Consider the following 22,819-nt stretch of genomic DNA (forward strand, 5'->3'; position numbering starts at 1 on the left):
TCAAAATTGAGAGCCCTCGTTGCGGGCGCCGCCGGGTTCTTGGGGTCCCACCTCTGCGACCGTCTTCGCCACGACGGCATCGAGGTTATCGGGCTCGACAACCTCTGCACCGGTGGGCGCGAGAACTTAAGGCAACTCGAGGGAGACCCGGGCTTTTCTTTTTTCGAGCACGACATCACCCGGCCGGTAGACGCGGCCGTCGCCCGTCCGCTGGATGTCATCTTCAACTTGGCATGCCCTGGATCGCCGCGCGCCTACCAGCGGGACCCCTTGTTCACCCTGGAGACCAACTACGTCGGTACGAGGAACCTTCTGGAACTGGCACGCGAGGAGCGGGCGACGATTCTCCAAGCTTCCACCAGCGAGATTTACGGGGATCCCATCGTCCACCCCCAAGTCGAGAGCTACCGGGGCAATGTCAATTGCTTCGGCGCGCGGAGCTGTTACGAAGAAGGCAAGCGGATCTCGGAGACTCTGATGCTCGAGTACAGCCGTCGCTACGACGTGCGAATAAAGGTTGTCCGCATATTCAATACCTACGGTCCGAGAATGGACATGGAGGATGGCCGAATCATCCCCTCGTTCATCGTCCAGGCGCTGCGGGGGGAACCCATCACCGTCTTCGGGGACGGCAGCCAGACCCGCTCATTCTGCTATGTCGACGATCTCATCGAGGGTCTTGTGCGGATGGCCGCGAGCGAACCCTCGTTCACGGGACCCGTCAACCTGGGCAGTCCGACCGAACTCACCGTTCTCGAGACGGCGAGCATGATCGGCGAGATAACCGGGTCGGCCTCGGAAACCGTATTTCGGCCCCTGCCGCCGGATGACCCCAAGAGGCGCAAACCGGATATCAGCCTCGCCGAGTCCACGCTCGCCTGGAGGCCACGAGTCCCTTTCGGAGAGGGCGCCGCGCGAACTGTCGAATACTTCAAAGGAATCGTCGGATGAGCTCGCAGGGGCGCCGAGATCATTAATGTCTACGAGCGGGCAAGCGCGGCACTTGATCAACGTTCCTTTCACCAATCTCCTGACAGAGCAAAATGATTCGGGATGCCGGGTCGATGGCGCCGCCAGCGAGCAGTTCGCCCAGCCTGCGTGGCGACTGAGTCGCGGCAGGCACGATTAAGCTGCTTAGCATCAGGGAGCACCCACACTCAACGGACTCGCCCGCCGACCACGATTGACGAATGAGGGTCATGGCTCATCAAACCCTTCAAAGCCGCCGTTGTCCTATTGCCGCCGTTCTCATTCGGCGTTTTTTGGGCTCACGGCCGCGCTGCACACTCAGGTCACCGGACGTTGGGCTCCGGCGATGAGGTTCGTGCTGGCAACCTTGGGGACTCGGGGTGATATCGAGCCGTGCGCCGCCATCGGTCGAGAACTGCAGCGTAGAGGTCACGATGTACGCATGGCGGTTCCCCCGAACTACATCGGCTTCATCGAGTCGGCGGGTCTTGCCGCGGTCGCACACGGCCCGGATCAGGTCCGGCAGAACAGCGATCTCGAACGCAAATACGGAACGATGCCGAGCCCCGTCCTCATGGCGTGGGAAATTTTCCGGGATCTCACTCAACTCTGGCCGGAGCTGGGTAAGGCGCTCACGTCGCTGGCCGACGGGGCCGACCTGCTGTTGACGGACGCAAGCGAGCAAGGGCTGGCCGCCAATGTTGCGGAATACTATGACATTCCGCAGGCTGCGGTGCACATCTACCCGATCCCACCGGGTACGCATTCACGAATAACCAGAGACGCTGAAGACGTCCAGCGCCGGACACTGGGCCTGCCAGAGGAAATGGGACCATCGACGCGACAACCGCTGGAGCTCCAGGCCTACGACGAACTCTTCTTTCCCGGGCTGGCAGCCCAATGGGCGGAACACGGCCTGCGACGACCTTTCGTTGGCGGGCTGACCCTGGAGCTGCCGACGCAGGTCGACGACGAGGTCTCGTCGTGGATTGCAGCGGGAACGCCGCCGATCTACTTCGGCTTCGGCAGCAGTGCACGAGTCGCATCTCCCGGCGACGTGATCACGATGATCAGCGGGGCTTGTGCGCAGCTCGGCGAGCGCGCGTTGATTTGCAGCGGCGTGAGTGACCTTAACAAGCTCCGGGATTCCGCCCACGTAAAGGTTGTGAGCGCGGTGAACCACTCGGCTGTCTTTCCCTCTTGCCGCGCGGTGGTCCACCACGGTGGCCCCGGCACCACGTTCGCCGGCATCCGGGCCGGAGTTCCCACGTTGGCCCTTGCCGTCTCGGTGGATCAACCGATGTGGGCAGCCGCGGTCAATCAACTCGAAGTAGGCATCGGACGGCGCTTCGACGAAACCACCCTGCAGTCGCTGGTTGCGGATTTGCGGTCTATCCTCACTCCGCACTGCATCACGCGAACCCAAGAGGTCGCCGCCCAGATGTCGACGCCCGCGGAAAGCGCTGCCACCGCAGCCGATCTCCTCGAAGACGCTGTCCGTGTCGGCCCACTGGCAAATCGGCAAACGCCGCTGACCGCGGACTAACCGGTGCCCACCACTCAGTCACCGCGACGAAATGGGTGATGACTAGACATTGCGCCCGAGCGCCCTGCGCGAGCGTCGCAGGATGAATTCGTTCGACGGAACGCCTGTCAGTGCTCGGCGACCGAGTGACGAAGTTGCGCGGCCGAGACGCTTCGATACGACGGCAAGTCAAAGTCGGGGAAGGCGCAGATGTCAGCCGAATCCCGGACCCGCTCCAACCAATAACTCTGATCAGCGGCCGACGTGCAGGCGTAGATCTTCATATACGTGGCCGCGAAGGGGAACAAGACGCCATTGCCGACGGCCTGCCAGACGGCTGCGGCCACGCCGGGAGTTTCGACGCCTCGATAGTCGTCGATCGCAATCAAGCCACGCTCAGCGGTGTGGGTCGCGGCGAGGTTGATGTCGTTAGCGACGCACTGGTAGCTGTGACAACCGTCGATGTGGATGAAGCGGAGCACCCGTTCTCCGAGGTCGAGCTCTGACGATTCGCAGACTTCAAGCGTTGGCCGGCGATGGTGGAAACGATCCCAGTTGGCCAGGAACTGCTTCTGGTCCAGACCCGAATACTGCTGGCGTGGGACCAGCGACATGTCTGCGTGATCCATGACGGCGTCGAACAAATCGCAGATCACCAGTTCTTCATCATCGCGAAGGCCGTAGCCCATCAGGATGGCGGACTTGCCTTGATAAGTGCCGATCTCCAGCATGTCGCCCGTTATGCCTTCGGCAGTCTGGCGTGAGAGCAGCTTGCTGAATAGCGAGACATCGGCCTCGAAGAACCAGCCGTCGACGTTTTCCATCTGCTCGGCATAGAGGGTCCAGGCGGCGTCGGTCATGAGGCGCTCCTGCGCATGAACTCCTCCGGGGAGGTCGGTAGTGGCCGTTCGAAATGTGCGCCGTATGGATCCTGACCCACACCCCATCAGAAGCTTAGAGCGTCAGTCGAATCACATCGAGCGCAATTGTGCGCGAGCGGCGATCGTGCATGGCCTCAAGCGCCGACGCGTCCGCCAGCGGGCGTTAGCCGCTTCATCGGTGCCTTTGGTCCTTCGGCTTGCATCGCTTCGGCCCTGACAATCGCGGCCGCTCTGGATGATCCTGCCGATGGGTACGCAGCCGATCAGAAACGAGCTGAAATGTGGGAGCCACCACGTGGCGCGATCTTGGTAGGCGTCGACGGCTCGGCAGCGGCGCTGGGCGCCGTCCGGTGGGCGGCCCGTGATGCCGCGCTGCGGAATGCGCCACTGGCCCTGGTGCATGTCGTCGACGCCCCTTTACCGGGGTGGTTCCAGGTCACCGCCCGGACGGACTTCAGGCCATGGCGCGGGCAGCGGGCACGCGGACTCATCAAGTCGGCGATCAAGGTCGCCGAAGAGAACGCTGGTGAGCGCGGTCCGGTGAAGATCGGGAGCAAGGTGCTTTATTCAACCGCCGTCCCGACGCTGGTCGCCCTCTCCAAAGAGCTGGAGATGGTCGTGGTGGGCGATCGGGGACCTGGCGGTGCCTTGGCCCGCGGCTCGCTTGGCTCCGTGAGTTCGAAATTGGTTTACCAGGCCCACTGCCCAGTCGCCGTGATCCCCGACGAGCAAGCGCAGGTCGGCAAGGCGCAGGCACCAGTGCTGGTAGGCATCGACGGCTCGCCGGCATCTGAAGCAGCGACTGCGATCGCATTCGAGGAAGCGTCACGACGGCGTGTGGGCCTAATGGCTTTACACGCCTGGGCTGATCCCCGGGCGTCCACCTCCAGAACGGTGTTCCAGGACGCCAAATGGGACGCCCAGCTATCCGAGGAGGAAGAGGTGCTGGCCGAACGGCTGGCGGGTTGGCATGACCGCTATCCCGACGTGGGGGTCCATCGCAGGGTCGAGATTGGCGAGCCGGTGCGCTGGCTGCTCGACGCGTCCGAAAAGGCGCAACTGCTTGTGGTCGGCAGCCACGGCCGCGGCGCGCTCGCCGGCAGGGTGCTGGGCTCGGTCGGTGCGTCGGTGGTCAACAGGGCCAAGGTCCCAGTGATCGTGGCGCGATAGACACTGGCGTTCTGACCCATTCTCAGTGGAGCGAGCGGTGAGGACTCATCCCAGTTGACGCCCTTCGAGCGGCGGGGTGCCGCGGTGGCCGGAATGCTCGCAGTGTGTCTTGTGCTGGTGCAGTGCACCTCGGCGCAGCCACCGCCGGCGGCGACACCATCAGGGTCTGCGACACCGCCACCGTCGGCCGCGTCGCCCAGTGTGCCGTCAGTACCTCCCGGAGACAGCGTGGAGCCGGTCACCGCGGCCGAACTCGGCGAGAGCTGGCAACCGGGTTGCCCGGTCGAACCGGAGCAGCTGCGACGGGTCAACGTCGATCACATCGGTTTCGACGGCCAGGTGCACCGCGGTGAGCTGATCGTGCATCAGGACCTGGCGCCGGAGGTCATCGCGATCTTCGAGCGGCTTCACCGGCTCGGTTACCCGGTCGAGAAGATCCGCACGGTCGACCACTACCCGGGCGCCGACGACGAGTTATCCATGGAGGACAACAACACTTCGGCGTTCAACTGCCGACGCATCCCTGGAACCAACGAATGGTCTCCGCACGCCTACGGTCGGGCTATCGATCTCAATCCGCTCATCAACCCGTGTCTCTACGCGAGCGGGTATTTCGAACCGCGGAACGCGGCCGCCTACCTGGACCGCAGCCGCAGCGACCCGGGACTCTTACACAATGGCGACCCAGCTGTGCGCGCCTTCACAGATCGTGGCTGGCGGTGGGGTGGCGAGTGGACGGGTCCCCTCGACTATCAACACTTCGAGCGGCCCTAAAGACGCAGGGCCTGTGCCGTCGCGGTTGCGACCTCACCTCGCAGATTCGACATCGGTGGACTGCCCCGGGTGTGAATCGAGTTCGAGAGCAGAACGACGTAGGTATCTGAGCGTGGGTCCATCCATACCGAGGTTCCGGTGAAGCCGGTGTGGCCGAAGCTACCGATGGGGAAGATCGCGCCCCGCGGCGTGGACTGGCCCGTATCGATGTCCCAGCCAAAGCCGCGCAGGTTCTGTCCGGCGATCGCGGGATAGCGCGGAGCGAGCAGCGGATCTGTTTTGTTCGGCCGCTTTGCGACGGCTTCTTGGGCCGCATCGTTGGCCGCCTTGAGTTGCGCAAGCGCATGTCCTGGCTGCTGCGGACTCGTCATCAGCTCGAGAGTTGTTTGCGTCAAAGGGAATTGACTGGGACGGCCCGCGAGCCGGTCAAGTAATGCCTGCGAAAACATGCTGACATCGTGAGCCGTCGAGAACACGCCGGCATGCCCGGCCACTCCACCCATGCGCCGCGCCGTGGTGTCCTGCACGGTGCCCCGAAGCAGGTGATCGAGATCGGGATTTTTAGTCGGATCAGCTCTGCCCTCTTCGTCACGTGCCGTCGGTGCGATGCGCGGCAAGAGACCGATGCTCCATGTGCCCGCGGGACAGGCGTCCGCCGTCCTGTCTTGCGGCGCGGGAGCCCAGGCGATCGCGGCTCCCGACGTCGCGTGCGAACCACACGCTTGCGCGGGTGGAAGGTAGTGGGTGTCTTCCATGCCAAGCGGCTCGAACACGTGTCGCTGAACGTATGCGTCCAGGGCCTCACCGGTGACCTTTTCGATCAGCGCGCCAAGCAGGATGAAGTTGATATCGGAGTAGCGGAAGCCGCCACCGGGAGCCGACTCCAGCGGCGTGGTGAGCGCACGATGAATCCCCTCCTCTTTGTCGGCATGGTCCAGTCCCCACGGGTCCCCCAGGTTGACGTCCCCAGTTTCGCCGGAGGTGTGCGTAAGGAGCATCCGAACGGTCACTGCCGCGCGGCGCGGATCGTTCGCAGTGTTGAAGCCGGGGAGGTACTGCTGCACGAGATCGTCGAACGCAACCTTGCCCTGCTCGTAGAGCTGCATGACGGCAGTCGCGGTTGCGAGGCTCTTCGTTAACGACGCCAGGTCGAAGATCGTGTCCTCGGTCATCGGCTCCGCAGGGGCAGGCAAGCCGTCCAGTCCGGGTTCGCCTGCAAGCTTGCGCGAACCGTAGGCCTGGTGGAACACGACCTTGCCACCGTGCCCGATGACAACCACCGCGCCCGGCAGCTTGTTCGACGCAATCGCATCGTTGATCAGCTTGGAGACCTTAGCGAAATCAACTGCGGGAACCGGGTCGGGCGGTTTGACGACTGTCGCGACGTCCGGTCTGGGAGCGGGGGTGCTTGCACCCAACACCGGACGTCCTGCGTCGCCCCTCGAACAAGCCGTGGTTATCGCAAGCAAAGCGGACCCGGCGGCGATGGCGGTTCGCATCGCACCGCGGAAGCCCGCGGCGACCGGTCGATTCATGGTGGAGCTCATCTCGTTACTGCGATCTTGTTTTCGGATCTCGACGGCGTCAAGAGAGGACGACGAAACGCATCCCGCGGCCCCGCATCACGCCCGTATCGTGAGGGCGATGTGCGAGCCTGCGCCCGGCCGGCCCCATGAATCGCCGGCCGTTGTCAGCCGCCGCCAGCTTTTAGGGGTGGCCGGCAGCGTGGGGCTGGGGTCCCTGATCGGCGGCAAGCCACCTTCGGCCCCACCTCCTGCCGCGACGTCGACGACCAGCGTCAGCCTGACCGCGACCACTTCGGCGTTGTTGCTATGCCGAGACGCCTGGGGTGCGCGACCGGCCCGCTCCGGAGGGAAGCGCCACACCATCACGCGGATGACCCTCCACCACGAGGCTGTCGTCCTTGGCGACAACCGCAATGCCCCAGCGCACCTCCGACAGGATCAGCGGTACCACCAGGATCAGCACGGGTGGATCGACATCGCCTATCACGTCGGCGTCGACCGCAACGGCAACATCTACGAACTCCGGAGCACCGAGATCGCGGGCGACACCGCGACGGACTACGACACAACGGGTCACTTCCTGGTCCTCTGCGAAGGAGACTTCGATCAAGAGCCTGTATCGGAGGCCCAGATTCAGGGGGCAGCTCGCGCGTTCGCATGGGCCGCCCAGAATTTCCGTATAGCGAGCGCCACGTTGGCGGGCCATCGGGACCTGGCCCAGACGTCTTGCCCAGGTGGAAACCTGTACGCCCACCTTTCCTCGGGCGACCTGAAACGCCGCATCGACGATCTGCTGGCCGCGGGCGGCGTGGACCTCCAGCGCTTCTGCGGATCCGACGCGGCCGCACGAGTCGCCGCAATCGAGGCGGGCAACTGACCAGCGCTCACCGCCGTTGGTCCCGGGTTGTCCGGCGGCAATCGACCGCAGCCGGAATTTTTACAAGTGCGGTTGTGTAAAGGCTGGTCGCAAGTATAGGATTCTGGGGCGTTACTACCTCAATTCGGCTGGCCGTAGGCGTCCGGAATTGGGTGTAAGTCGGACGGGAAGCTGGCGTCCGCGGCACATATGGCCGATGCAAGCCCTTTCAGAGCCAGAAGGCCCCCATGAAACAACTGTGTGACGACCTAACCCAATTCGCTATCCAGGTGCGTCAGATCGGATATTTGGTCAACGGTGGCGTCGGAGAGCGGGAATGCCTGGATCTCAGCGCACGCATGCTCGCCGCGGTTAAGCAGGCTCAGGCCAGGACCGCTCAGCTACAACCGAATTGATCGCGAGCGTGAGGTGTGCAGCCCGGGTGGGCCACCTCATGCAGGACGTCGTCACCGGACGTTATCCGGAGCCGCCGGGCTCGTGGGACTCGTTGGGGTCGTAGAAGCCGTTGGGCTCACGGGGCTCGTTGAGGTCGGAGGACTCGTTGAGCTCGCGGAGCTGGTAGGCCGCACCGGGCTCGTCGGGCTGGTAGGGCTCGTAGGACTTGTCGGGCTCGTAGGAGTCGTGGAACTTGTCGGGCTCGTAGGAGTCGTGGGCGTGGTACTGGCAAGGCCTGGGCCTTCACCGCACCAGTCCGCCACATCTTTCGGGTACTGCTCGAGCGGTGGAGGACAACGCTGCCCCGGCGGGAAATTGGCGCCCGCGTTGAGCAGATCGCAGGGCACGTAGACCTGCTTGCCCTTGGGAGTGTTGGTCAGACACTTCGTCGGCGGCTCGCCATGGGCCTGGACGGGAATGATGGCCGCCGCCGCCACCACCGCGCCGAGCGCCCAAGCAAGACGGCGATAGGTCATGAGAGCTCCTCGTGATGCGGTGTCGGGCGTGCACAACGTGATATCGCCGTCGTATGACGCTACAACCGGCCCGCGGCAAATGTCGCTGCCTGGTTTGTCATTCCCGACTGAATGTACTGACCATGCGGTGCCATGCTCACACCGCGCGTGCAAATCGGATCCCCGGGCATACACATGTCGATCGTTTTCGCGGCGTATAGCGGGCCAATGGTGGGAAGCGCGCCGGCCGCCATCGTCCGCGCGAATGTGCCCGATGCCGACGGATTTCCGAAGACGGCGACGGCGGCGACATGATTGGCGACACCGGGTGGCATCTGCGTGGTGATGACGTCGACCACGGCCGCACCTTGGGAGTACCCACCGAGGACCACCCTGGTGTTGGGACAGTTTGCCGCGATGGACTGGACATGAGCGCTCGCGTCATTGGCACCGGCAGCGATGGAACTACGGAAATTGTTGGTGGCGGGGTAGTTGACCGGATAGACGCTGACAGTCCTCCGTCCTACTCGCGAACGCAGCGAATCAACAAATGACTGTCCGACCCCCCCGACGCCAGGGGGCTCGGTGGTGCCCCGGGCGAACACCACGTCGACGTCGGAGCAGGGAGCCGCGGTGGCGGATGGCGGGGACGAGGCGGCGGTCAGCGACGCCCACGCTGCAACGACAGCCGCGCCGAGCAGACCAGAAATCGGACGTGCGGTCACGGCTTGCATGTCATGTTGTCGCTTCGAAGACGATCTCGGAACGACCCTTTGGGCCGCCTTGACGGCCCGGGCGCGCCGGTCCGACGATGAAAGCTCATGGTGGTTGCCCTTGGTGTAGTCGCCGCCCGGCTGGCAGCTCTCACACATAGGAGCAACGACGCCGGTCCCAGGGGACACTTTTTCCGCCGCCTACGACGGGGCGACGTCAGCGCGCGAAGTTCGGGTGGACGCCGACCGTCCAGGCCGATCCCGCAACAGCACGTAGGTGCTCCCATTCGTGCGCGTGACACGCCGAAACGACGCCACAGGGTGAGCTGAGACGATCGATGTTGATGAAAAAGAAGCTGGCCAGGCCTTGGTGGCGCTGACCAGCTAGTTTTTGTGGAGCTGCCGGGAATCGAAACCGACGCTCTACCAGTCATTTTGGCGCGTGAATTCTCGATTCGGTCCATTTCGGTCCCGTTCAGTCCTGCTCGTTACCTGCCGTTTCGTTTTCGAGTCTTGACGGCGTCAAGACTGGTCAATGCGGTGAGTCGCCGGGCGCGGGTGTGCCGAGACGAACGCCATCACCAAGTCGCGTAGATAAAGACCCCGGCGGCGTGGTCGCAGGTCACGGTCGCCGCTGTCCATCGGTCGGCCAGCGTGCGTTAGGCGCTTCAATCGGTGCCCTTGGTCCTTCGGCTTGCATCTGTTCGACCCTGACAATGAGGGTCGCCCTGAGTGATCCTGCCGGTGAGTACATAGCCGATCAGAAGCGAGCTGAAATGTTGCGACCACCGCGTCGCGGGATCGTGGTAGGCGTTGATGGCTCAACAGCGGGACAGGCTGCCGTCCGGTGGGCGGCCCATCGAGCCGCGCTGCGGATTGCGCCGCTGACTCTGGTTCATGTCATCGACACCCCCGCACCGGGGTGGTCCCAGGTCCCCGCGCTGACCGGCTTCAGGCGATGGTCCGAACAGCGCGCACACGAATTCATCAACTCCGCGATCAAAGTCGCCGAAAAGAGCACCGGCGAGCATGGCCCGGTGCAAATCGATGGCAAGGTGTTTCATTCGAACGCCGTCCCGACGCTCGTCGGCCTTTCCAAAGAGGTGGAGATGGTCGTGGTGGGCTACCGGGGGTATGGCGGCACGGTGGTCCGCAACTTCCTCGGCTCGGTGAGTTCGGGATTGGTCTACCACGCGCATTGCCCAGTCGCCGTGATCCACGACGACGAACCGATGGTTGGTGATGTCACACGGGCGCCGGTCCTGGTGGGCATCGACGGCTCGCCGGCGTCGGAAGCAGCGACTGCGATTGCATTCGACGAAGCGTCCCGACGAGGTGTCCGCCTAATCGCCCTGCACGCCTGGACTGATCTGCGGGTTTCCGACTTCAAAGAAATGTTCCCCACCTTAAATTTGGAGGCTCAGCTATCCGAACAGGAGGAGACGCTTGCTGAACGGCTAGCGGGTTGGCAGGAACGCTATCCCGAGGTGGGGATCCGTCGCAGAATCGAAATCGGTGACCCCGCAAGTCCGTTGATCGAGGCGTCCGAACGGGCGCAACTGATTGTGGTCGGCAGCCACGGTCGCGGCGGGTTCGCTGGCATGTTGTTGGGCTCTGTCGCAGCGGCTGTCGTCAACAGGGCCAAGATCCCGGTGATCGTGGCGCGTCATTCTTGACGGCGGCCTTGTCGGTTGGCTTAACCAACAATCTTGATGAGTTGACGGGAAAAGAGAATGGCCAGGGCTTGTGGCCCTGACCAGTCATTCTCAGTGGAGCTGCCGGGAATCGAACCCGCCCCAAAAAGCGCCTTGAGCTGCGGAAACGCTGAATTTGGCTACGGCCAAACGACGCGAAAGTACGCGAAAAGACCTGCGGATACGGCAACGGTGTTGATGGCATCAACACGCCGCAACGACTGTCAGTCACCTACCTGGCTTCGTCGTCGATAAACGGATGGGCCAAGCGTGAGCCAATCCGCATCCTTCCTCGCGAGGGGTATGGGATCCCAGAGCAAGATTGTGGCTAGCCTGCCAGGTATGGTCACGTCGCCTGCCGTGCTCACCGCCCAGGAGCTCGAACTGCGGAGGCAGGTTCGCGCCTTTCTTGCCGAGACGCTGCCCTGGGGAACATTCGAGCCCGGCCTCGGGATGGGGGCCGAGGTCAATCCGAAGTTCTCCGCCGCGTTGGCCGAGCGCGGCTGGATCGGCATGGCGGTCCCGGCGCGCTACGGCGGTCGCGACGCCACCGCGGTCGACCGCTTTGTCGTCGTCGAAGAGCTGCTGCGCTGGGGTGCCCCGGTCGGGCATCACTGGGTCGCCGACCGACAGATCGCCCCGGTGCTGGTGCGTTATGGCACCGAGGAACAGAAGCGGTGGCTGTTGCCCCGAATCTGCCGCGGAGAGTTGTGTTTTTGCATCGGCATGAGCGAGCCGGACGCCGGCAGCGACCTCGCGTCGGTGCGCACGCGCGGCGTGCGCGACGGCGACGACTGGCGGGTGTCGGGCGTCAAGGTGTGGACGAGCAACGCCATGCGCGCCGACTTTATGATCGCCCTGTGCCGAACCGGGGAGGGCGCCCGGCAGCAAGGACTGAGCCGATTCCTGATCGACATGTGCAGCCCCGGCGTGACGGTCAGGCCAATCCCCTTCCTGAACGGCAGTACCGAGCATTTCGCCGAGGTGGTCCTTGACGGCGTGCTGGTGTCGGACGAGATGGTGATCGGCGAGATCGGGCAGGGCTGGGCGCAGAACGCCAACGAGTTGGCCTATGAGCGCAGCGGCCCGGACCGGTGGATCTCGACATTCCTTCTCGTTCAGGAGTTCATCCGCGAATGGCCGGGCCTGGCCGCCAGTCCCGCCGGGAGTCGGCTGATCGGCGAACTCGCGGCCCAGTACTGGGTGCTGCGCCGGCTTTCGCTGGCCGTGGCCAGGGCGATCGACGCGGGCGAGACGCCCGCGGCCGACGCCGCGCTCATCAAGGAGATGGGCACCCGGTTCGAACAGGAGGTGGTAAGCGCGCTGCGGGAGTTGTTGGACCGCGAGCTCGTCTGCGGGCCGCAACCATCGTTGTTCGAACGGTTGTTACGCCGCGCCGTGCTGGACGCGCCGTCGTTTACCATCCGGGGCGGCACCAATGAGGTGCTGCGCTCGGTCGCCGTCAAAGGTCTCGCATGAGCGACAGCGAACTGTACAGCGCGGCCGCCAAGCTGTTCGCCGCACACAGCCACGATGCGGACGAGGCCGAAGCTACCGGCTGGGCGCTACAACTTTGGGAAGCGCTGCAGCAGAGCGGTTTCAGTGACGTTCCCATCCCCGAGGAGCTGGGTGGCGCGGGTGGCGACGTTGCCGATGCGGTCCAGTTGCTCCGGGCCGCCGGAGCGCACGCGGCGCCGGTCCCCCTGGCCGAGGCCGGCCTGGTCGGCGGTTGGCTTCTGTCGTCCGCAGGTCTCGCGCTGCCGCAGGGTGTTCGCACGGTACTTCCGCCAGCGGCGACGCTGCGTCTCGACGGCGACCGCCTGTTCGGGACGGTGCCCGCCGTGCCGTGGGGTCACCGCGCCGAGCATCTCATCGGACTCGTCGACGGCGTCGTCGTTCTCGCACCCGGACCGGCAACACAATCGGGCGGGCCGGCCGTCAGCCGCGGAGTCAACCTCGCCAATGAGCCCCGTGACACAGTGGTTTTCGAGGGTGTGCCGGTAACGGCACGTGCCGACGCGCCAGATGCCGTCACCGAAGAATCGCTCTGGGAGCGCACCGCGCTCGGACACGCCGCGTTAATGGCCGGCGCGATAAGTGCCGTCGCGGCAATGACTTTGCGGTACAGCGGCGAGCGTGAGCAGTTCGGGCGCCCCATCGGTCGTTTCCAGGCCGTGCAAGCCCATCTGGTCACCATCCACCAGCAGGCCGCCGTGGTCGCATCGGCCCTCGACGGAGCGGTCGAGGCGGTCGGACTCGGCCGGGGTGGCTTCGAAATCGCTTGCGCCAAAATGCTTGCCAACCGGGCGGCACAATTGGTGACGGCGGCCGCCCATCAGACGCATGGCGCCATCGGTATGACGAAGGAGTACCCGTTGCACTATCTCACCCGACGACTCTGGGCCTGGCGGGACGAAGCGGGAGGGCATCAGCGCTGGGCGGACCAGCTCGGTGCGGCTCTGGTCGCCTGCGGTCCCGACGCCCTCTACCCAGCGATCCAGTCAGGATCGGAGGTAATGCGGTGAAGCGACTGCAGCGCCCGGACGGGGTCACGCTGGCCTATCAGGTGCACAACCCTCAGGCGCCCCGTGTGCCGCTCTTGCTCACGCACGGTTTCGGCGCGACCTCGGGCATGTGGGACCGCAATGTCGATGCCTTGAGCGCCGATCGGCCGGTGATCGTCTGGGACATGCGCGGCCACGGCAGCAGCGACGCACCTGACGACCTGGACCGCTACAGCGAGCAGATCGCCGTCGCCGACATGGCGGCCGTTCTCGACGCCGCGGGCGCCGAGCGGGCCGTGCTCGGCGGAATGTCTTTGGGCGGCTACCTATCTCTCGCATTCCACCTCGCCCATCCGGAGCGGGTGGCCGCGCTGGTGCTAGTCGACACGGGTCCGGGCTACCGCAACGACGAAGCCCGCGACAAGTGGAACGCGTGGGTGGAACGACGCGCCCAACAGCTTGAGCGGGGCGAAGCGGCGACCGATTTCTCGGCGGAGGTCGCGCAGGCGGTGCACGAGCATCCGGAGGGGCTGCCTCGCGCCGCCCGCGGTGTGATGGCTCAAAAGGACGCCCGCGTGATCACATCGCTCGACAGCATCACGGTGCCCACGTTGGTGATCGTCGGCGCCAAGGACAGCGACTTTCTGGCTCCGGCCGACTACATGCATCGCAAGATCTCCAATTCCCGCAAGGTCGTCATCGAGGGCGCGGGGCATGCCGCGAACATGGACCGGCCCGAGATGTTCAATGCCGCCGCCCGCGAACTACTGGAGCAGTTGTGAGCATTCCGGATGTCACCGTCGAATTCACCGACCACGTGGCCATGGTGGAGATCCATCGGCCCCCGAACAACTTCTTTGACACCGCGTTGATCAAGGGCATCGCCGACGCTTACGAGCGGCTGGACGACGAGGCGGAATGCCGGGCGATCGTGTTGTGTGCGGAGGGAAAGCACTTCTGCGCCGGCGCCGACTTCTCCCGGCCCGCCGGGGATCGTTCGTCACCCGGCGAGCTTTACGCCCAGGCCATCAGGTTGTTCCGCGCCGGTAAGCCGGTTGTCGCGGCGGTGCACGGCGCCGCGATCGGCGGCGGTCTCGGGCTTGCCCTCAGCGCGGACTTCCGGGTGGGGGCACCCTCGTCGAAATTCGCGGCCAACTTCAGCCGGCTCGGATTTCATCCCGGCTTCGGGATCACCACCACGTTGCCACGTGTCGTCGGCCAGCAAAAAGCACTCGAATGGATGCTCACCGGTGAGCGGTTTGGTGGTGAAATCGGTTATGCAGCAGGGTTGTTCGACGAATTAGCCACCGATGGTGACGTGCGCCCGGCGGCGATTCGGTTCGCCGAGCGTATCGCCGCCGCGGCTCCCCTGGCGCTGACAAGCATCCGTGCCACCATGCGCACCGGACTCGCCGAGGCCGTCGCCGCGGCCATCGCACGCGAAGTAGAAGAGCAGACGCGATTACAGGCGACCGCCGACTTCCGCGAGGGTGTGACCGCAGCGGCCCAGCGCCGCGCTCCGATGTTCACCGGCCGCTGAAGGTCCTTGAGAAGGGTCCAGCGACATTCAGCGACGTAACGTCGGCCTAGAAGTCCGCAAGTCCAAGATCAGCCGGAAGCAGGCCACGGAAATACTCCATCGAAGCAAACGGCCGACCGATGGCCAGCCCTGGAAGCTCTCCCATGACGATGCCGTGTTGGTCGACAACAACGAATTGCAGCTACTCGTCGACCCCAAGAACGCGGGCGCCGAGCGACCTATCCTCGTTGCCACGGACGAGGGCGGACGGCGCCACCTGCGCTGACCTTCCAAGGCCTGCGCGTGCGGGATTTCGGGTACACATGCTGGCCACGCTTGACGGAGCCCGATTGGAGCTGGAACGTCGGCTGCTGGGGTATCTCCGTTTCACCCAGGTACGGATACGCGTGGGTGTAGCCCGACTGTTCTGCCACCGACCGTATCCGGCTGCGGCGGGTTGCGTAATGAAAGTTGTTACCGCGGGTTACCGTGGTGCCGTGCCTGATTGGTGCGGGTGCTCAGCGCCATCACCTGTTTCGCGCCGCAGTGTCCTCAAATACGTTGCGGCCGCGCCCGTTATGCTGGCTTTGGACACGGCCGCCTCGGGGCTGGCCCAATCCCCGAGCGCGAAGGCGGATCCCGTCCTGGTCGCGGCGGTCGAAGCGCCCGGCCAGGCCCCCAATATCATCAGCCGCTCCCAGTGGGGCGCCGACGAGTCGATTCGCAGCCGAGCACCGATGTACGACAACGGAATCAAGGCAGGCGTCGTGCACCATTCCGCGGGGGTCAATGACTACGCGCAGCAGGATTCGGCGGCAATTGTGCGGGCGATCTACACCTACCACACCAGCACCCTGGGCTGGTCGGACATCGCCTACAATGCGTTGGTCGACAAGTACGGCCAGGTATTCGAGGGCCGATTCGGCGGGATGACGAGAGCGGTTCAGGGCACCCACACTGGCGGGTTCAACCGGAACACGTGGGCAGTGTGCATGATTGGCGAGTTCAACGCGGTGGGCCCTACGCTGATTCAGGTACGCACCGTCGGGCGCTTGCTCGGGTGGCGGCTGGCCATGGATGGCATCGACCCACAGGGCAATGTCGCGTTGACATCGGACGGGGGCCCCTACACCCGTCACCCGCAAGGCGCCGTCGTGACCCTGCCCTGCGTTTTCGCCCACCGCGATGTTAGCGACACTGATTGCCCCGGCCACCTCGGATATGCCTTGATGAACCAGATTCGCGACATTGCCGCGCGGTTCAATAGTCGCCCCCGCGCCCAGGATCTGGCGCAGTCGCTACAAGGTACTGCCATCTATGACCGGTGGCAGGCGATGGGCGGCATGAACAGCGCACTGGGCGCACCGACGTCGCCGGAATCGCAAGGGGCCGGAGCAACGCGCTACGTAATCTTCGAGAAGGGGGCGATGTACTGGTCACCGGCCAGCGGGGCCCAACCCGTCACCGGCGCCATCTACGCCGCGTGGGGCGCCCTCGGCTACGAACACAGTGCACTGGGACTGCCGACGAGCGCCGAAATCCAAGAGCCCCAATGGGTCGTCCAGAACTTTCAACACGGCACCCTCAACTTTGATCGTGGGAACGGGGCAGTCGCAAGCGTGATCAACGGTGTCGTTGGTCTGGTGCCGCCGCCGTCAGCGGACGGGCCGACTGTCCAGCTCGAGCGGTTTTCGCCGGCGCGCAGCCGAGTTTGACCGGCCGCCTGGTATGAATGAGCATCCCTCGATCACACCCAATTTGTTATAGAAATCGGCCGCAATCTCAGGACCGCGACGGCGGATACTCAAGGCGTGTCAGAGCGCCCACGAAGTTGGACGAAGGTCGCCAGGCTGGCGGGTTACTGCCTGTTGGCAGGCGTGATGGCGGCGGCATTCATGTTTCCCGCCGTCGGCACTATCGGGTTGTTCTTTCAACCGCGCCTCTGACGTTGTCTCCGGCGCTAGCGGCTCGAGCGACGGTGAACCTATCCAAGAAGTCGCACCACTCCAGCTGATCGTGGGTCTGGATACCAGCCCCGCGGAGTTGTCACGAACCCGTCCTTACTACCATTCAGTGACGTTGCGAAACCGAAACGTCAACGGACTCATGCCCGCATAGCCCGAGACTCCATGTCCCTCACGAGGCTATTGCCGTGTGCAACCATGCCGCGGTTCCTCACTGGGCCAGCTGAAGGGTCTTTCGACATTTAGAGGTGCGTACCTCTGTCACCGCGAGCTGAGACGTGCGCGGGCCGGTAGGGGCGGCGCTGCCGACAGCAGACCGTCGACACCGCCTGGCGGCTGATGAGGTCCTCGGACTTGCGTTGTGGTGATTGCTGCGGTTGCGCAGACAGAGCGGTTGTCACATCGCATCATTAATCCACACGTATCGGAGATGTTCAGAGACGAGGGGCATGACCATGGCCGATCCGACATGCTCAACGCACGGGTGGAGCATCTTAAACTCGGCTCAATCCCATTCGGCGTTCGCAGGTGTTCTCGCGGGCTTCGCTTTCACCGCTGCTGTGATCTATATGGGGAGCGCAGGACGAGGACCTGACGAGAACACCCGCGACGGGCGCGCTATTGCGCGCAATGCCGCCGCTAGAAGTCTGCAAGAGGTGCAAGCTATCGCGTTATTTACCGCTTCTTTCATAGTTCTCGGACTAGACAGCTACCTCTTCAGTGTGGTGGCGGGTAATCGGCCATTCCCGGGTATTGCGCAGCCACCTGAACCTTGCGGTCGCGTCTGGAGTCAAGCATTGATAGCGAACGGCATGCTCGCAGTCGGAGCTGTTGCTATGGTGTGCAACATCACCACGCTGTTTCTATCGCAACAGTTAAATATCAAAGACGAGAACAGTCGCCATTACCTACGCTTCTTCTTGATCAGTCTCACAGGTGCCGGGATGCTGGCCATAATCCTGTTCCTGGGTCTGACGTCGGTTGACTACCTGGACGTCGTGTACGACCACCGCGTTTCCTGGTGGTTCGCCGTTGCGCTATGGGTTGTTACGTTAGGCAACATGGGAGTTGCCATCTATTTTGGTTCTCGCAGCTATGTGAGGAAACCCGCTTTAACCCATGCGGATGGTCAAAATATTAAACCGGCGAACCGCTTGAAGATGCCTACTTACCTCATTGTTGTATATGCTGGGGTTGGTCCCATCTCGGCTGCGGCGGCGCGGTTCCCGAATTGGCCTGAAAAACCGATTACCTGGGTCGTTGTTGCTTATTGTATACTCGGGCTGATATTTCCTGCGGCAATCGTCGTTTGGCTAGCTGACGCGGTATTGCCTGGGAAACCACCAGGCACAGCATCTGAGCATCCCAGACACACCATCTGAGCATCCTCGGCCCGTAAGAGCACCAGGTTGGTCGGCCTTGCCTCAAGAGGATTTCTGCCGTGCTAAAGCGCCTTGCTTCTCACCCGGGCTTACTTTCCCTCTTCAGGTCCGTATCCCGGCTCGGCTGAACGCGTTTCGGTTCACCCGGCATCTTCGGAGTGCCACCGTCCTTTCTCAGTGCAGCTGCCGGGAATCGAACCCGCCTCAAAAATCGCGCTGACCCGCAGGAATGCGGAATTTCGATACACGAAACGACGTGAAAGTACGCGAAATGACCTGCGCGTACGCCCAAAGCGTTGATGGCATCAACACTGGTCACGGTTCGCATAGGTAGGCGGCGCGCCTCGAGGTGGGCAGAGCTGGGATCGGGTGAGGCCCGACCGAAGATATGGGCGCCCGCACCGGCGCCTACGCGGTGCCGAAGGCAAAAACCGTTGTCGAATCGTAGGTCTGGCCCGGGTTGAGCGCGGCGGTCGGGAAGTTCGGATGATTCGGCGAGTCCGGGTAGTGCTGAGTCTCCATCGTGAATCCCGCGCCCTGCCGGTAGATGTGCCCGCTGGTGCCCGTGAACGCCCCCTCGATGAAGTTGGACGTGTAGAACTGCACACCGGGCTCGGTTGTGGAGACAGTCAGAGTGCGCCCCGTCTGCGGGTCCTCGGCGCTGGCCGCTTGCACCAGCCCGGTGTTGTTGCCGCGGTTGATCACCCAGTTGTGGTCGTAACCGTGGGCCAGCAACAGCTGCGGGTCATTGGCGGTGATATGCGCGCCGATCGCGGTCGGGGATGTGAAATCGAAGGGTGTGCCCTTCACCGGGGCGATCTGCCCGGTCGGGATCTGTGTGGGGTCGGTCGGCGTGTAGTTGTCGGCATCGATGGTGACCTTCTGGTCGTAGACGTCGAGCGTATCCTCACCTGCCAGGTTGAAGTAGCTGTGATTGGTCAGGTTGATCACGGTCGGCGCATCGGTGGTCGCGTGGTAGTTGATGCGCAGTTCGTTTTTCTGGTTCAGGGTGTAGGTGACGGTTGTCGTCAGCGTCCCGGGATAGCCCATTTCGCCTGCGGGACTCACATATTGGAGCTTCAGGCCCACGCTCTCGCTATCGTTCTGCTGGCCGGCCTGCCATACCTTGGTATCAAAGCCCGCGGTGCCGCCATGCAGGCTGTTGCCGTTATTGTTAATCGGCAAGTGATACTCGTTGCCGTTCAACGAGAAAGCTCCCTTGGCGATCCGGTTGCCACAGCGGCCGATGATCGCGCCGAAATAGGTCTTGGCGGATCCCGTGTTGTTCAAGTAGCCGTCCAGGGCCGGAAAGCCCAGCACCACATTCCCGACATGTCCGGCGCGGTCGGGAACCTCAATCGACTGAATGATGCCGCCGTAGGTCAGGATTCGCACGCGCATGCCGTGCCCGCTGGTGAGTGTGTAGCGGCTCACCGCGGTCCCACCCACCTGACCGAACGGCTCGCTGGTGATTGATGGCGGTTCTGCCGGTATCGATGCATTGCCGCTGTGCGTGGTGGAGCTGCATGCCGTCAAGCCCGCTACACCGGCGATGGGGATCAGTTGAAGTAATCGTCTGCCGCGCATGGGCGCTCCTCGCACTCGTACCGAACTACCTGCAGCGCAGTATTGCCGCCAGTGATGAAGTAAAGGATCGTCCGTTCGGAGCAACGGGTCGAAGCATTCGATCCAGACAGACGAAAGGACCGCCGAGCGGCGGCCCTTTCCAGTGGAGCTGCCGGGAATCGAACCCGGGTCCTACGGCATTCCCTCAAGACTTCTCCGTGCGCAGTTCGCTATGCCTCTGCTCGGATCTCCTGGTCACGCGAACCAGCCAGGATGACGATCCCAGTCGCTGTTGGTGTCCCGATGAGTCCCGCGACCGAACTCATCGGTTGATCCCTCTAGCTGACGCCAGGGTCCGGGTCGAGGGCTTTCCCGGTCTGACGGACTAGCTGTCGCTTAGGCAGCGAGAGCGTAGTCGCGCTGATGTGAATCGGCGCTTATATGGTTGCAACGACGCTTACGGTGGTCTCTTGCCTGCACCGGCACGCTTCCCTTGATTCGATGCGCGAAGTCGAAACCGTTCAGCCCCTCGCATCCCCGCCGATTTTCGGCAGGACAATCTATGGTACGCCGCTATCAACGCGCGGCAACTGAGTTGTGTTCCGGTCCGCCGCTGCGATCAGATCACGAAGTTCAGCCGCTCGACGACCTGGGCGGCCACATCCTTGTCACCGCCGAGGTCGATGTCCTGCGACCGGGACGGGCACATCGGCCGCCCGCCGGCGAGCCGGGTGAACTGCAGCCCGTCCAGCCGGATCGTCACCGTCGGCTCCTGTCCGCCGAAGTCGTCGACCAGCTGGGCGCGGCCATCGACGCTGACACGGATGCTGCGGGAAAGCGGGCCGGTCAGCTCGAACAGGACCCGCGAACCCTCTGGCGCTTTGGCCCGCTTGCCCACCACGTAGCCCATCGTGCCGGCGATCTCGTCGAGGGAGAGCTGCGACGCGGCCCCGACAAGCTGGTCGTCCGACGGCGGCCGCCGCAGCGCCTCGCGGATGTCCTGCTCGTGCATCCAGCAGTCGAACACCCGGACCCGCATGAACCGCCCGTAGCTCTCCGGACCCACCGGCGTCAGCGTCACGGCGTCCCACTCCTCGCCGGACATGCCCGTCAGCGCCTTGCGCCGGTCGTCGGTGATGTCCTTGAGCCGTTTGAGCACGTCCGCACCGGATTCGGCGGCCAGGTGACGCACCCAGCACTCGTTCATCACGCCGATGTCGTTGCGGACATGCTCGAGCGCCGAGACGTCGATGTCGGGGTGGGGCGCGGGCACGCCGGCGAGGAACGACTCGGTACCGATCATGTGCGCCACCAGCGCCTTGACGTCCCAACCCGGCAGCGGGCTGGCCGCCTGCCATTCCGCTTCCGGCAACGCGTCGAGCAGTGCGGTGATGTCATCCCACACCGCGAACAGACCGGCGAGCACTTCGGACTTGTCGAGCTTGGTGACGGGGCGATCGGCCATGGTCGGATAGTAAGCCGATGGGTTACCTCATCGACAGGCGCGGCCGTCAGCTGGCGGCGATCATGGCCACGGATCCCATGGCCATCACCATGCCGAACCCCTGCCAGCGGGTCAGTCGCTCGCGCAACACGACCATCGCCAGCACGACCGTGGCCGCCGGGTAGAGCGAGATCATGATGCTGGCCAGCGACAGCAACCACGTGTGCAGGGCCAGCAGCATGGTCACGTTGGCACAGATGTCGAGCACCGCGACGGCCCAGGCCAGCTTCAGCGGCTTCCCCCGCGGTGCCCGCAGGTTCTTGCTGGCCGCGGCCATCACGAAGATCACGACGGTGGCCGAGAGCCGGGCGAATACCAGCGGCCAAAGTTTGCAGGCGTGCGGCGCCTGATGGAGAAAGACCAGGTTCAGCCCCATCGCCGAGCCGGCCAGCAGCGTGAGCCACGCCACCTTCGGGGTGAACCGATACGGCGTGACACCTTGGGCGGTGGCCTCTCGGCTCACCAGCATGACCGCGATGAGAGCCAGCACGACGCCCACCGAGGCCCCCGGGCCCGGCCGCTCCCCCAGCGCCACACCGACCGCCACCGGCACGGCGGCGTTGAGGACCGCCGCCAACGGTGAGACGACCGAGATGGGGCCGGCGCCCAGCGCGGCGAAGAACGCCCACATGCCGACGGCCATCCCGACGCCGTAGAGGCAGCCCCAGAAGACGGCGCCGCCCGAAATCGGCCCGCCCACGGCGAGCGCCAGCGCGCCCAGCAAGAATGTCTCGATCGGATAGACCACCAGCATCACGCGCAGCGCGGCTACCCGTCGAGCGGCTACACCGCCCACAAAGTCGCTGACGCCGTACGTAACGGCCGACAGCTGGGCGTAAGCGGCCCCGATCAGTTCATGCCCTTGGCTCGGCGACCCAATTCACGGACCACTTCGCGCTGGGCATCGCGGCGGGCCATGTCCTGACGTTTGTCGTGAGCCCGCTTGCCGCGCGCTAACGCGAGCTCGACCTTGACCTTTCCTTCGGAGAAATACAGAGACATCGGCACGAGGGCGAGGTTACCATCTCGTATCTTTCCGACCAGGCGGTCAATTTGTGCCCTATGTAACAACAACTTTCGATTGCGACGGGGCTCATGGTTGGTCCAGCTACCGTGCTGATACTCCGGAATGTACAAGTTGCGCAGCCACACTTCGCCGTCGTCGACGGTTGCGAAGGCGTCGGCCAGCGAAGCATGGCCCTCGCGCAGGCTTTTCACCTCTGTACCCTGCAAAGCCACTCCGGCCTCGAATTCCTCGAGGATCGAATAGTTATGCCGCGCTTTGCGATTGGTGGCAATGATCTGTTTGCTGCCGCGCTTGCCGCCCGTCGCCTTGGCCCGGCCGGGATCTTTGGCCACAG

19 protein-coding genes and 1 other RNA gene are annotated in these 22,819 nt (G+C 64.0%); 12 read left to right on the top strand and 8 right to left on the bottom strand.

The annotated features are described in order from the left end of the window. The first annotated feature begins 6 nt into the window (after positions 1-6). Positions 7-951: a UDP-glucuronic acid decarboxylase family protein gene (locus A5758_RS05270; RefSeq protein WP_067737410.1), complete on the top strand. Its 945-nt coding sequence runs from the start codon at positions 7-9 to the stop codon at positions 949-951. A gap of 364 nt (positions 952-1,315) precedes the next feature. Then, positions 1,316-2,515 carry a glycosyltransferase gene (locus A5758_RS05275; RefSeq protein ID WP_067737413.1) on the top strand — a complete coding sequence of 400 codons (1,200 nt, stop codon included), beginning with the start codon at positions 1,316-1,318 and terminating at the stop codon, positions 2,513-2,515. Positions 2,516-2,622: 107 nt separating this feature from the next. Here A5758_RS05275 and A5758_RS05280 read toward each other — a convergent pair whose 3' ends face one another. After that, positions 2,623-3,354 (bottom strand): class I SAM-dependent methyltransferase, encoded by a 732-nt coding sequence (locus A5758_RS05280; protein ID WP_067737416.1) that lies wholly within the window; start codon positions 3,352-3,354, stop codon positions 2,623-2,625. Between the two features lie 300 nt (positions 3,355-3,654). Here A5758_RS05280 and A5758_RS05285 point away from each other — a divergent pair, with 300 nt between their 5' ends. After that, positions 3,655-4,545: a universal stress protein gene (locus tag A5758_RS05285; protein ID WP_067737419.1), complete on the top strand. Its 891-nt coding sequence runs from the start codon at positions 3,655-3,657 to the stop codon at positions 4,543-4,545. Between the two features lie 18 nt (positions 4,546-4,563). Next, the gene (locus tag A5758_RS05290) at positions 4,564-5,319 is read left to right on the top strand and encodes a M15 family metallopeptidase (RefSeq protein WP_369816386.1); all 756 of its coding nucleotides are present in this window, start codon (positions 4,564-4,566) and stop codon (positions 5,317-5,319) included. On the opposite strand, the gene A5758_RS05295 is transcribed toward A5758_RS05290, so the two are convergent. Next, the gene (locus A5758_RS05295; protein ID WP_067737550.1) at positions 5,316-6,818 is read right to left on the bottom strand and encodes a serine hydrolase; all 1,503 of its coding nucleotides are present in this window, start codon (positions 6,816-6,818) and stop codon (positions 5,316-5,318) included. The two genes, A5758_RS05290 and A5758_RS05295, sit on opposite strands and share 4 nt — an antisense overlap. A 328-nt stretch (positions 6,819-7,146) precedes the next feature. Here A5758_RS05295 and A5758_RS05300 point away from each other — a divergent pair, with 328 nt between their 5' ends. Beyond that, the gene (locus A5758_RS05300) at positions 7,147-7,722 is read left to right on the top strand and encodes a peptidoglycan recognition family protein (protein WP_255377725.1); all 576 of its coding nucleotides are present in this window, start codon (positions 7,147-7,149) and stop codon (positions 7,720-7,722) included. A 970-nt stretch (positions 7,723-8,692) separates the two neighbouring features. Here A5758_RS05300 and A5758_RS05305 read toward each other — a convergent pair. After that, entirely contained in the window at positions 8,693-9,337 is a 645-nt protein-coding gene (locus A5758_RS05305; RefSeq protein WP_067208374.1) for a cutinase family protein, read from the bottom strand. A 764-nt stretch (positions 9,338-10,101) separates the two neighbouring features. On the opposite strand from A5758_RS05305, the gene A5758_RS05310 reads away from it, so the two are divergent. The 7 genes from A5758_RS05310 (at position 10,102) to A5758_RS25625 (ending at position 18,388) form a co-directional block, all read left to right on the top strand. Next, positions 10,102-11,001 carry a universal stress protein gene (locus tag A5758_RS05310; RefSeq protein WP_067737424.1) on the top strand — a complete coding sequence of 300 codons (900 nt, stop codon included), beginning with the start codon at positions 10,102-10,104 and terminating at the stop codon, positions 10,999-11,001. A gap of 360 nt (positions 11,002-11,361) precedes the next feature. Beyond that, on the top strand, positions 11,362-12,498 hold the full coding sequence (locus A5758_RS05315) for an acyl-CoA dehydrogenase family protein (RefSeq protein WP_067737427.1): 1,137 nt from the start codon (positions 11,362-11,364) through the stop codon (positions 12,496-12,498). Further along, positions 12,495-13,544, top strand: coding sequence for an acyl-CoA dehydrogenase family protein (locus tag A5758_RS05320; RefSeq protein ID WP_067737430.1), 1,050 nt, complete (start codon positions 12,495-12,497; stop codon positions 13,542-13,544). The genes A5758_RS05315 and A5758_RS05320 overlap by 4 nt, the downstream gene beginning before the upstream one ends. Next, positions 13,541-14,305, top strand: coding sequence for an alpha/beta fold hydrolase (locus A5758_RS05325; protein ID WP_067208144.1), 765 nt, complete (start codon positions 13,541-13,543; stop codon positions 14,303-14,305). Before A5758_RS05320 ends, A5758_RS05325 begins: the two co-directional genes overlap by 4 nt. Beyond that, positions 14,302-15,063, top strand: coding sequence for an enoyl-CoA hydratase/isomerase family protein (locus tag A5758_RS05330; RefSeq protein ID WP_082939590.1), 762 nt, complete (start codon positions 14,302-14,304; stop codon positions 15,061-15,063). Before A5758_RS05325 ends, A5758_RS05330 begins: the two co-directional genes overlap by 4 nt. Positions 15,064-15,392: 329 nt before the next feature. Then, on the top strand, positions 15,393-16,757 hold the full coding sequence (locus A5758_RS05335; protein WP_231987231.1) for an N-acetylmuramoyl-L-alanine amidase: 1,365 nt from the start codon (positions 15,393-15,395) through the stop codon (positions 16,755-16,757). A gap of 704 nt (positions 16,758-17,461) precedes the next feature. Further along, on the top strand, positions 17,462-18,388 hold the full coding sequence (locus A5758_RS25625) for a hypothetical protein (RefSeq protein ID WP_156622506.1): 927 nt from the start codon (positions 17,462-17,464) through the stop codon (positions 18,386-18,388). A gap of 408 nt (positions 18,389-18,796) precedes the next feature. Here A5758_RS25625 and A5758_RS05340 read toward each other — a convergent pair whose 3' ends face one another. The 5 genes from A5758_RS05340 to smpB all read right to left on the bottom strand — a co-directional run bounded on the left by A5758_RS05340 (position 18,797) and on the right by smpB (position 22,817). After that, positions 18,797-19,975, bottom strand: a complete 1,179-nt coding sequence (locus A5758_RS05340) for an aldose epimerase family protein (protein ID WP_067737437.1) — start codon at positions 19,973-19,975, stop codon at positions 18,797-18,799. Between the two features lie 140 nt (positions 19,976-20,115). After that, positions 20,116-20,483: a transfer-messenger RNA gene (gene ssrA, locus A5758_RS05345) on the bottom strand. A 90-nt stretch (positions 20,484-20,573) separates the two neighbouring features. Next, a complete protein-coding gene (locus A5758_RS05350) occupies positions 20,574-21,419 on the bottom strand; it encodes a maleylpyruvate isomerase family mycothiol-dependent enzyme (RefSeq protein WP_067737440.1) in 846 nt (281 codons plus the stop codon). Positions 21,420-21,465: 46 nt separating this feature from the next. Beyond that, positions 21,466-22,215, bottom strand: a complete 750-nt coding sequence (locus A5758_RS05355; RefSeq protein WP_197503767.1) for an EamA family transporter — start codon at positions 22,213-22,215, stop codon at positions 21,466-21,468. A gap of 92 nt (positions 22,216-22,307) precedes the next feature. After that, positions 22,308-22,817: an SsrA-binding protein SmpB gene (smpB, locus tag A5758_RS05360; protein ID WP_067737442.1), complete on the bottom strand. Its 510-nt coding sequence runs from the start codon at positions 22,815-22,817 to the stop codon at positions 22,308-22,310. Positions 22,818-22,819: the final 2 nt, after the last annotated feature.

Origin of the sequence: Mycobacterium sp. 852014-50255_SCH5639931, assembly GCF_001665605.1 — a bacterium.
GTDB classification, from domain to species: domain Bacteria; phylum Actinomycetota; class Actinomycetes; order Mycobacteriales; family Mycobacteriaceae; genus Mycobacterium; species Mycobacterium paraffinicum.

Excerpts from the sequence above, each read along its gene's own strand:
- A5758_RS05320 (WP_067737430.1), top strand. The coding sequence starts at position 12,495 with ATGAGCGACAGCGAACTGTACAGCGCGGCCGCCAAGCTGTTCGCCGCA.
- A5758_RS05285 (WP_067737419.1), top strand. The coding sequence starts at position 3,655 with ATGTGGGAGCCACCACGTGGCGCGATCTTGGTAGGCGTCGACGGCTCG.
- A5758_RS05340 (WP_067737437.1), bottom strand. The coding sequence starts at position 19,975 with ATGCGCGGCAGACGATTACTTCAACTGATCCCCATCGCCGGTGTAGCG.
- A5758_RS05280 (WP_067737416.1), bottom strand. The coding sequence starts at position 3,354 with ATGACCGACGCCGCCTGGACCCTCTATGCCGAGCAGATGGAAAACGTC.
- A5758_RS05295 (WP_067737550.1), bottom strand. The coding sequence starts at position 6,818 with ATGCGAACCGCCATCGCCGCCGGGTCCGCTTTGCTTGCGATAACCACG.
- A5758_RS25625 (WP_156622506.1), top strand. The coding sequence starts at position 17,462 with ATGGCCGATCCGACATGCTCAACGCACGGGTGGAGCATCTTAAACTCG.
- A5758_RS05275 (WP_067737413.1), top strand. The coding sequence starts at position 1,316 with ATGAGGTTCGTGCTGGCAACCTTGGGGACTCGGGGTGATATCGAGCCG.
- A5758_RS05315 (WP_067737427.1), top strand. The coding sequence starts at position 11,362 with ATGGTCACGTCGCCTGCCGTGCTCACCGCCCAGGAGCTCGAACTGCGG.
- A5758_RS05350 (WP_067737440.1), bottom strand. The coding sequence starts at position 21,419 with ATGGCCGATCGCCCCGTCACCAAGCTCGACAAGTCCGAAGTGCTCGCC.
- A5758_RS05310 (WP_067737424.1), top strand. The coding sequence starts at position 10,102 with ATGTTGCGACCACCGCGTCGCGGGATCGTGGTAGGCGTTGATGGCTCA.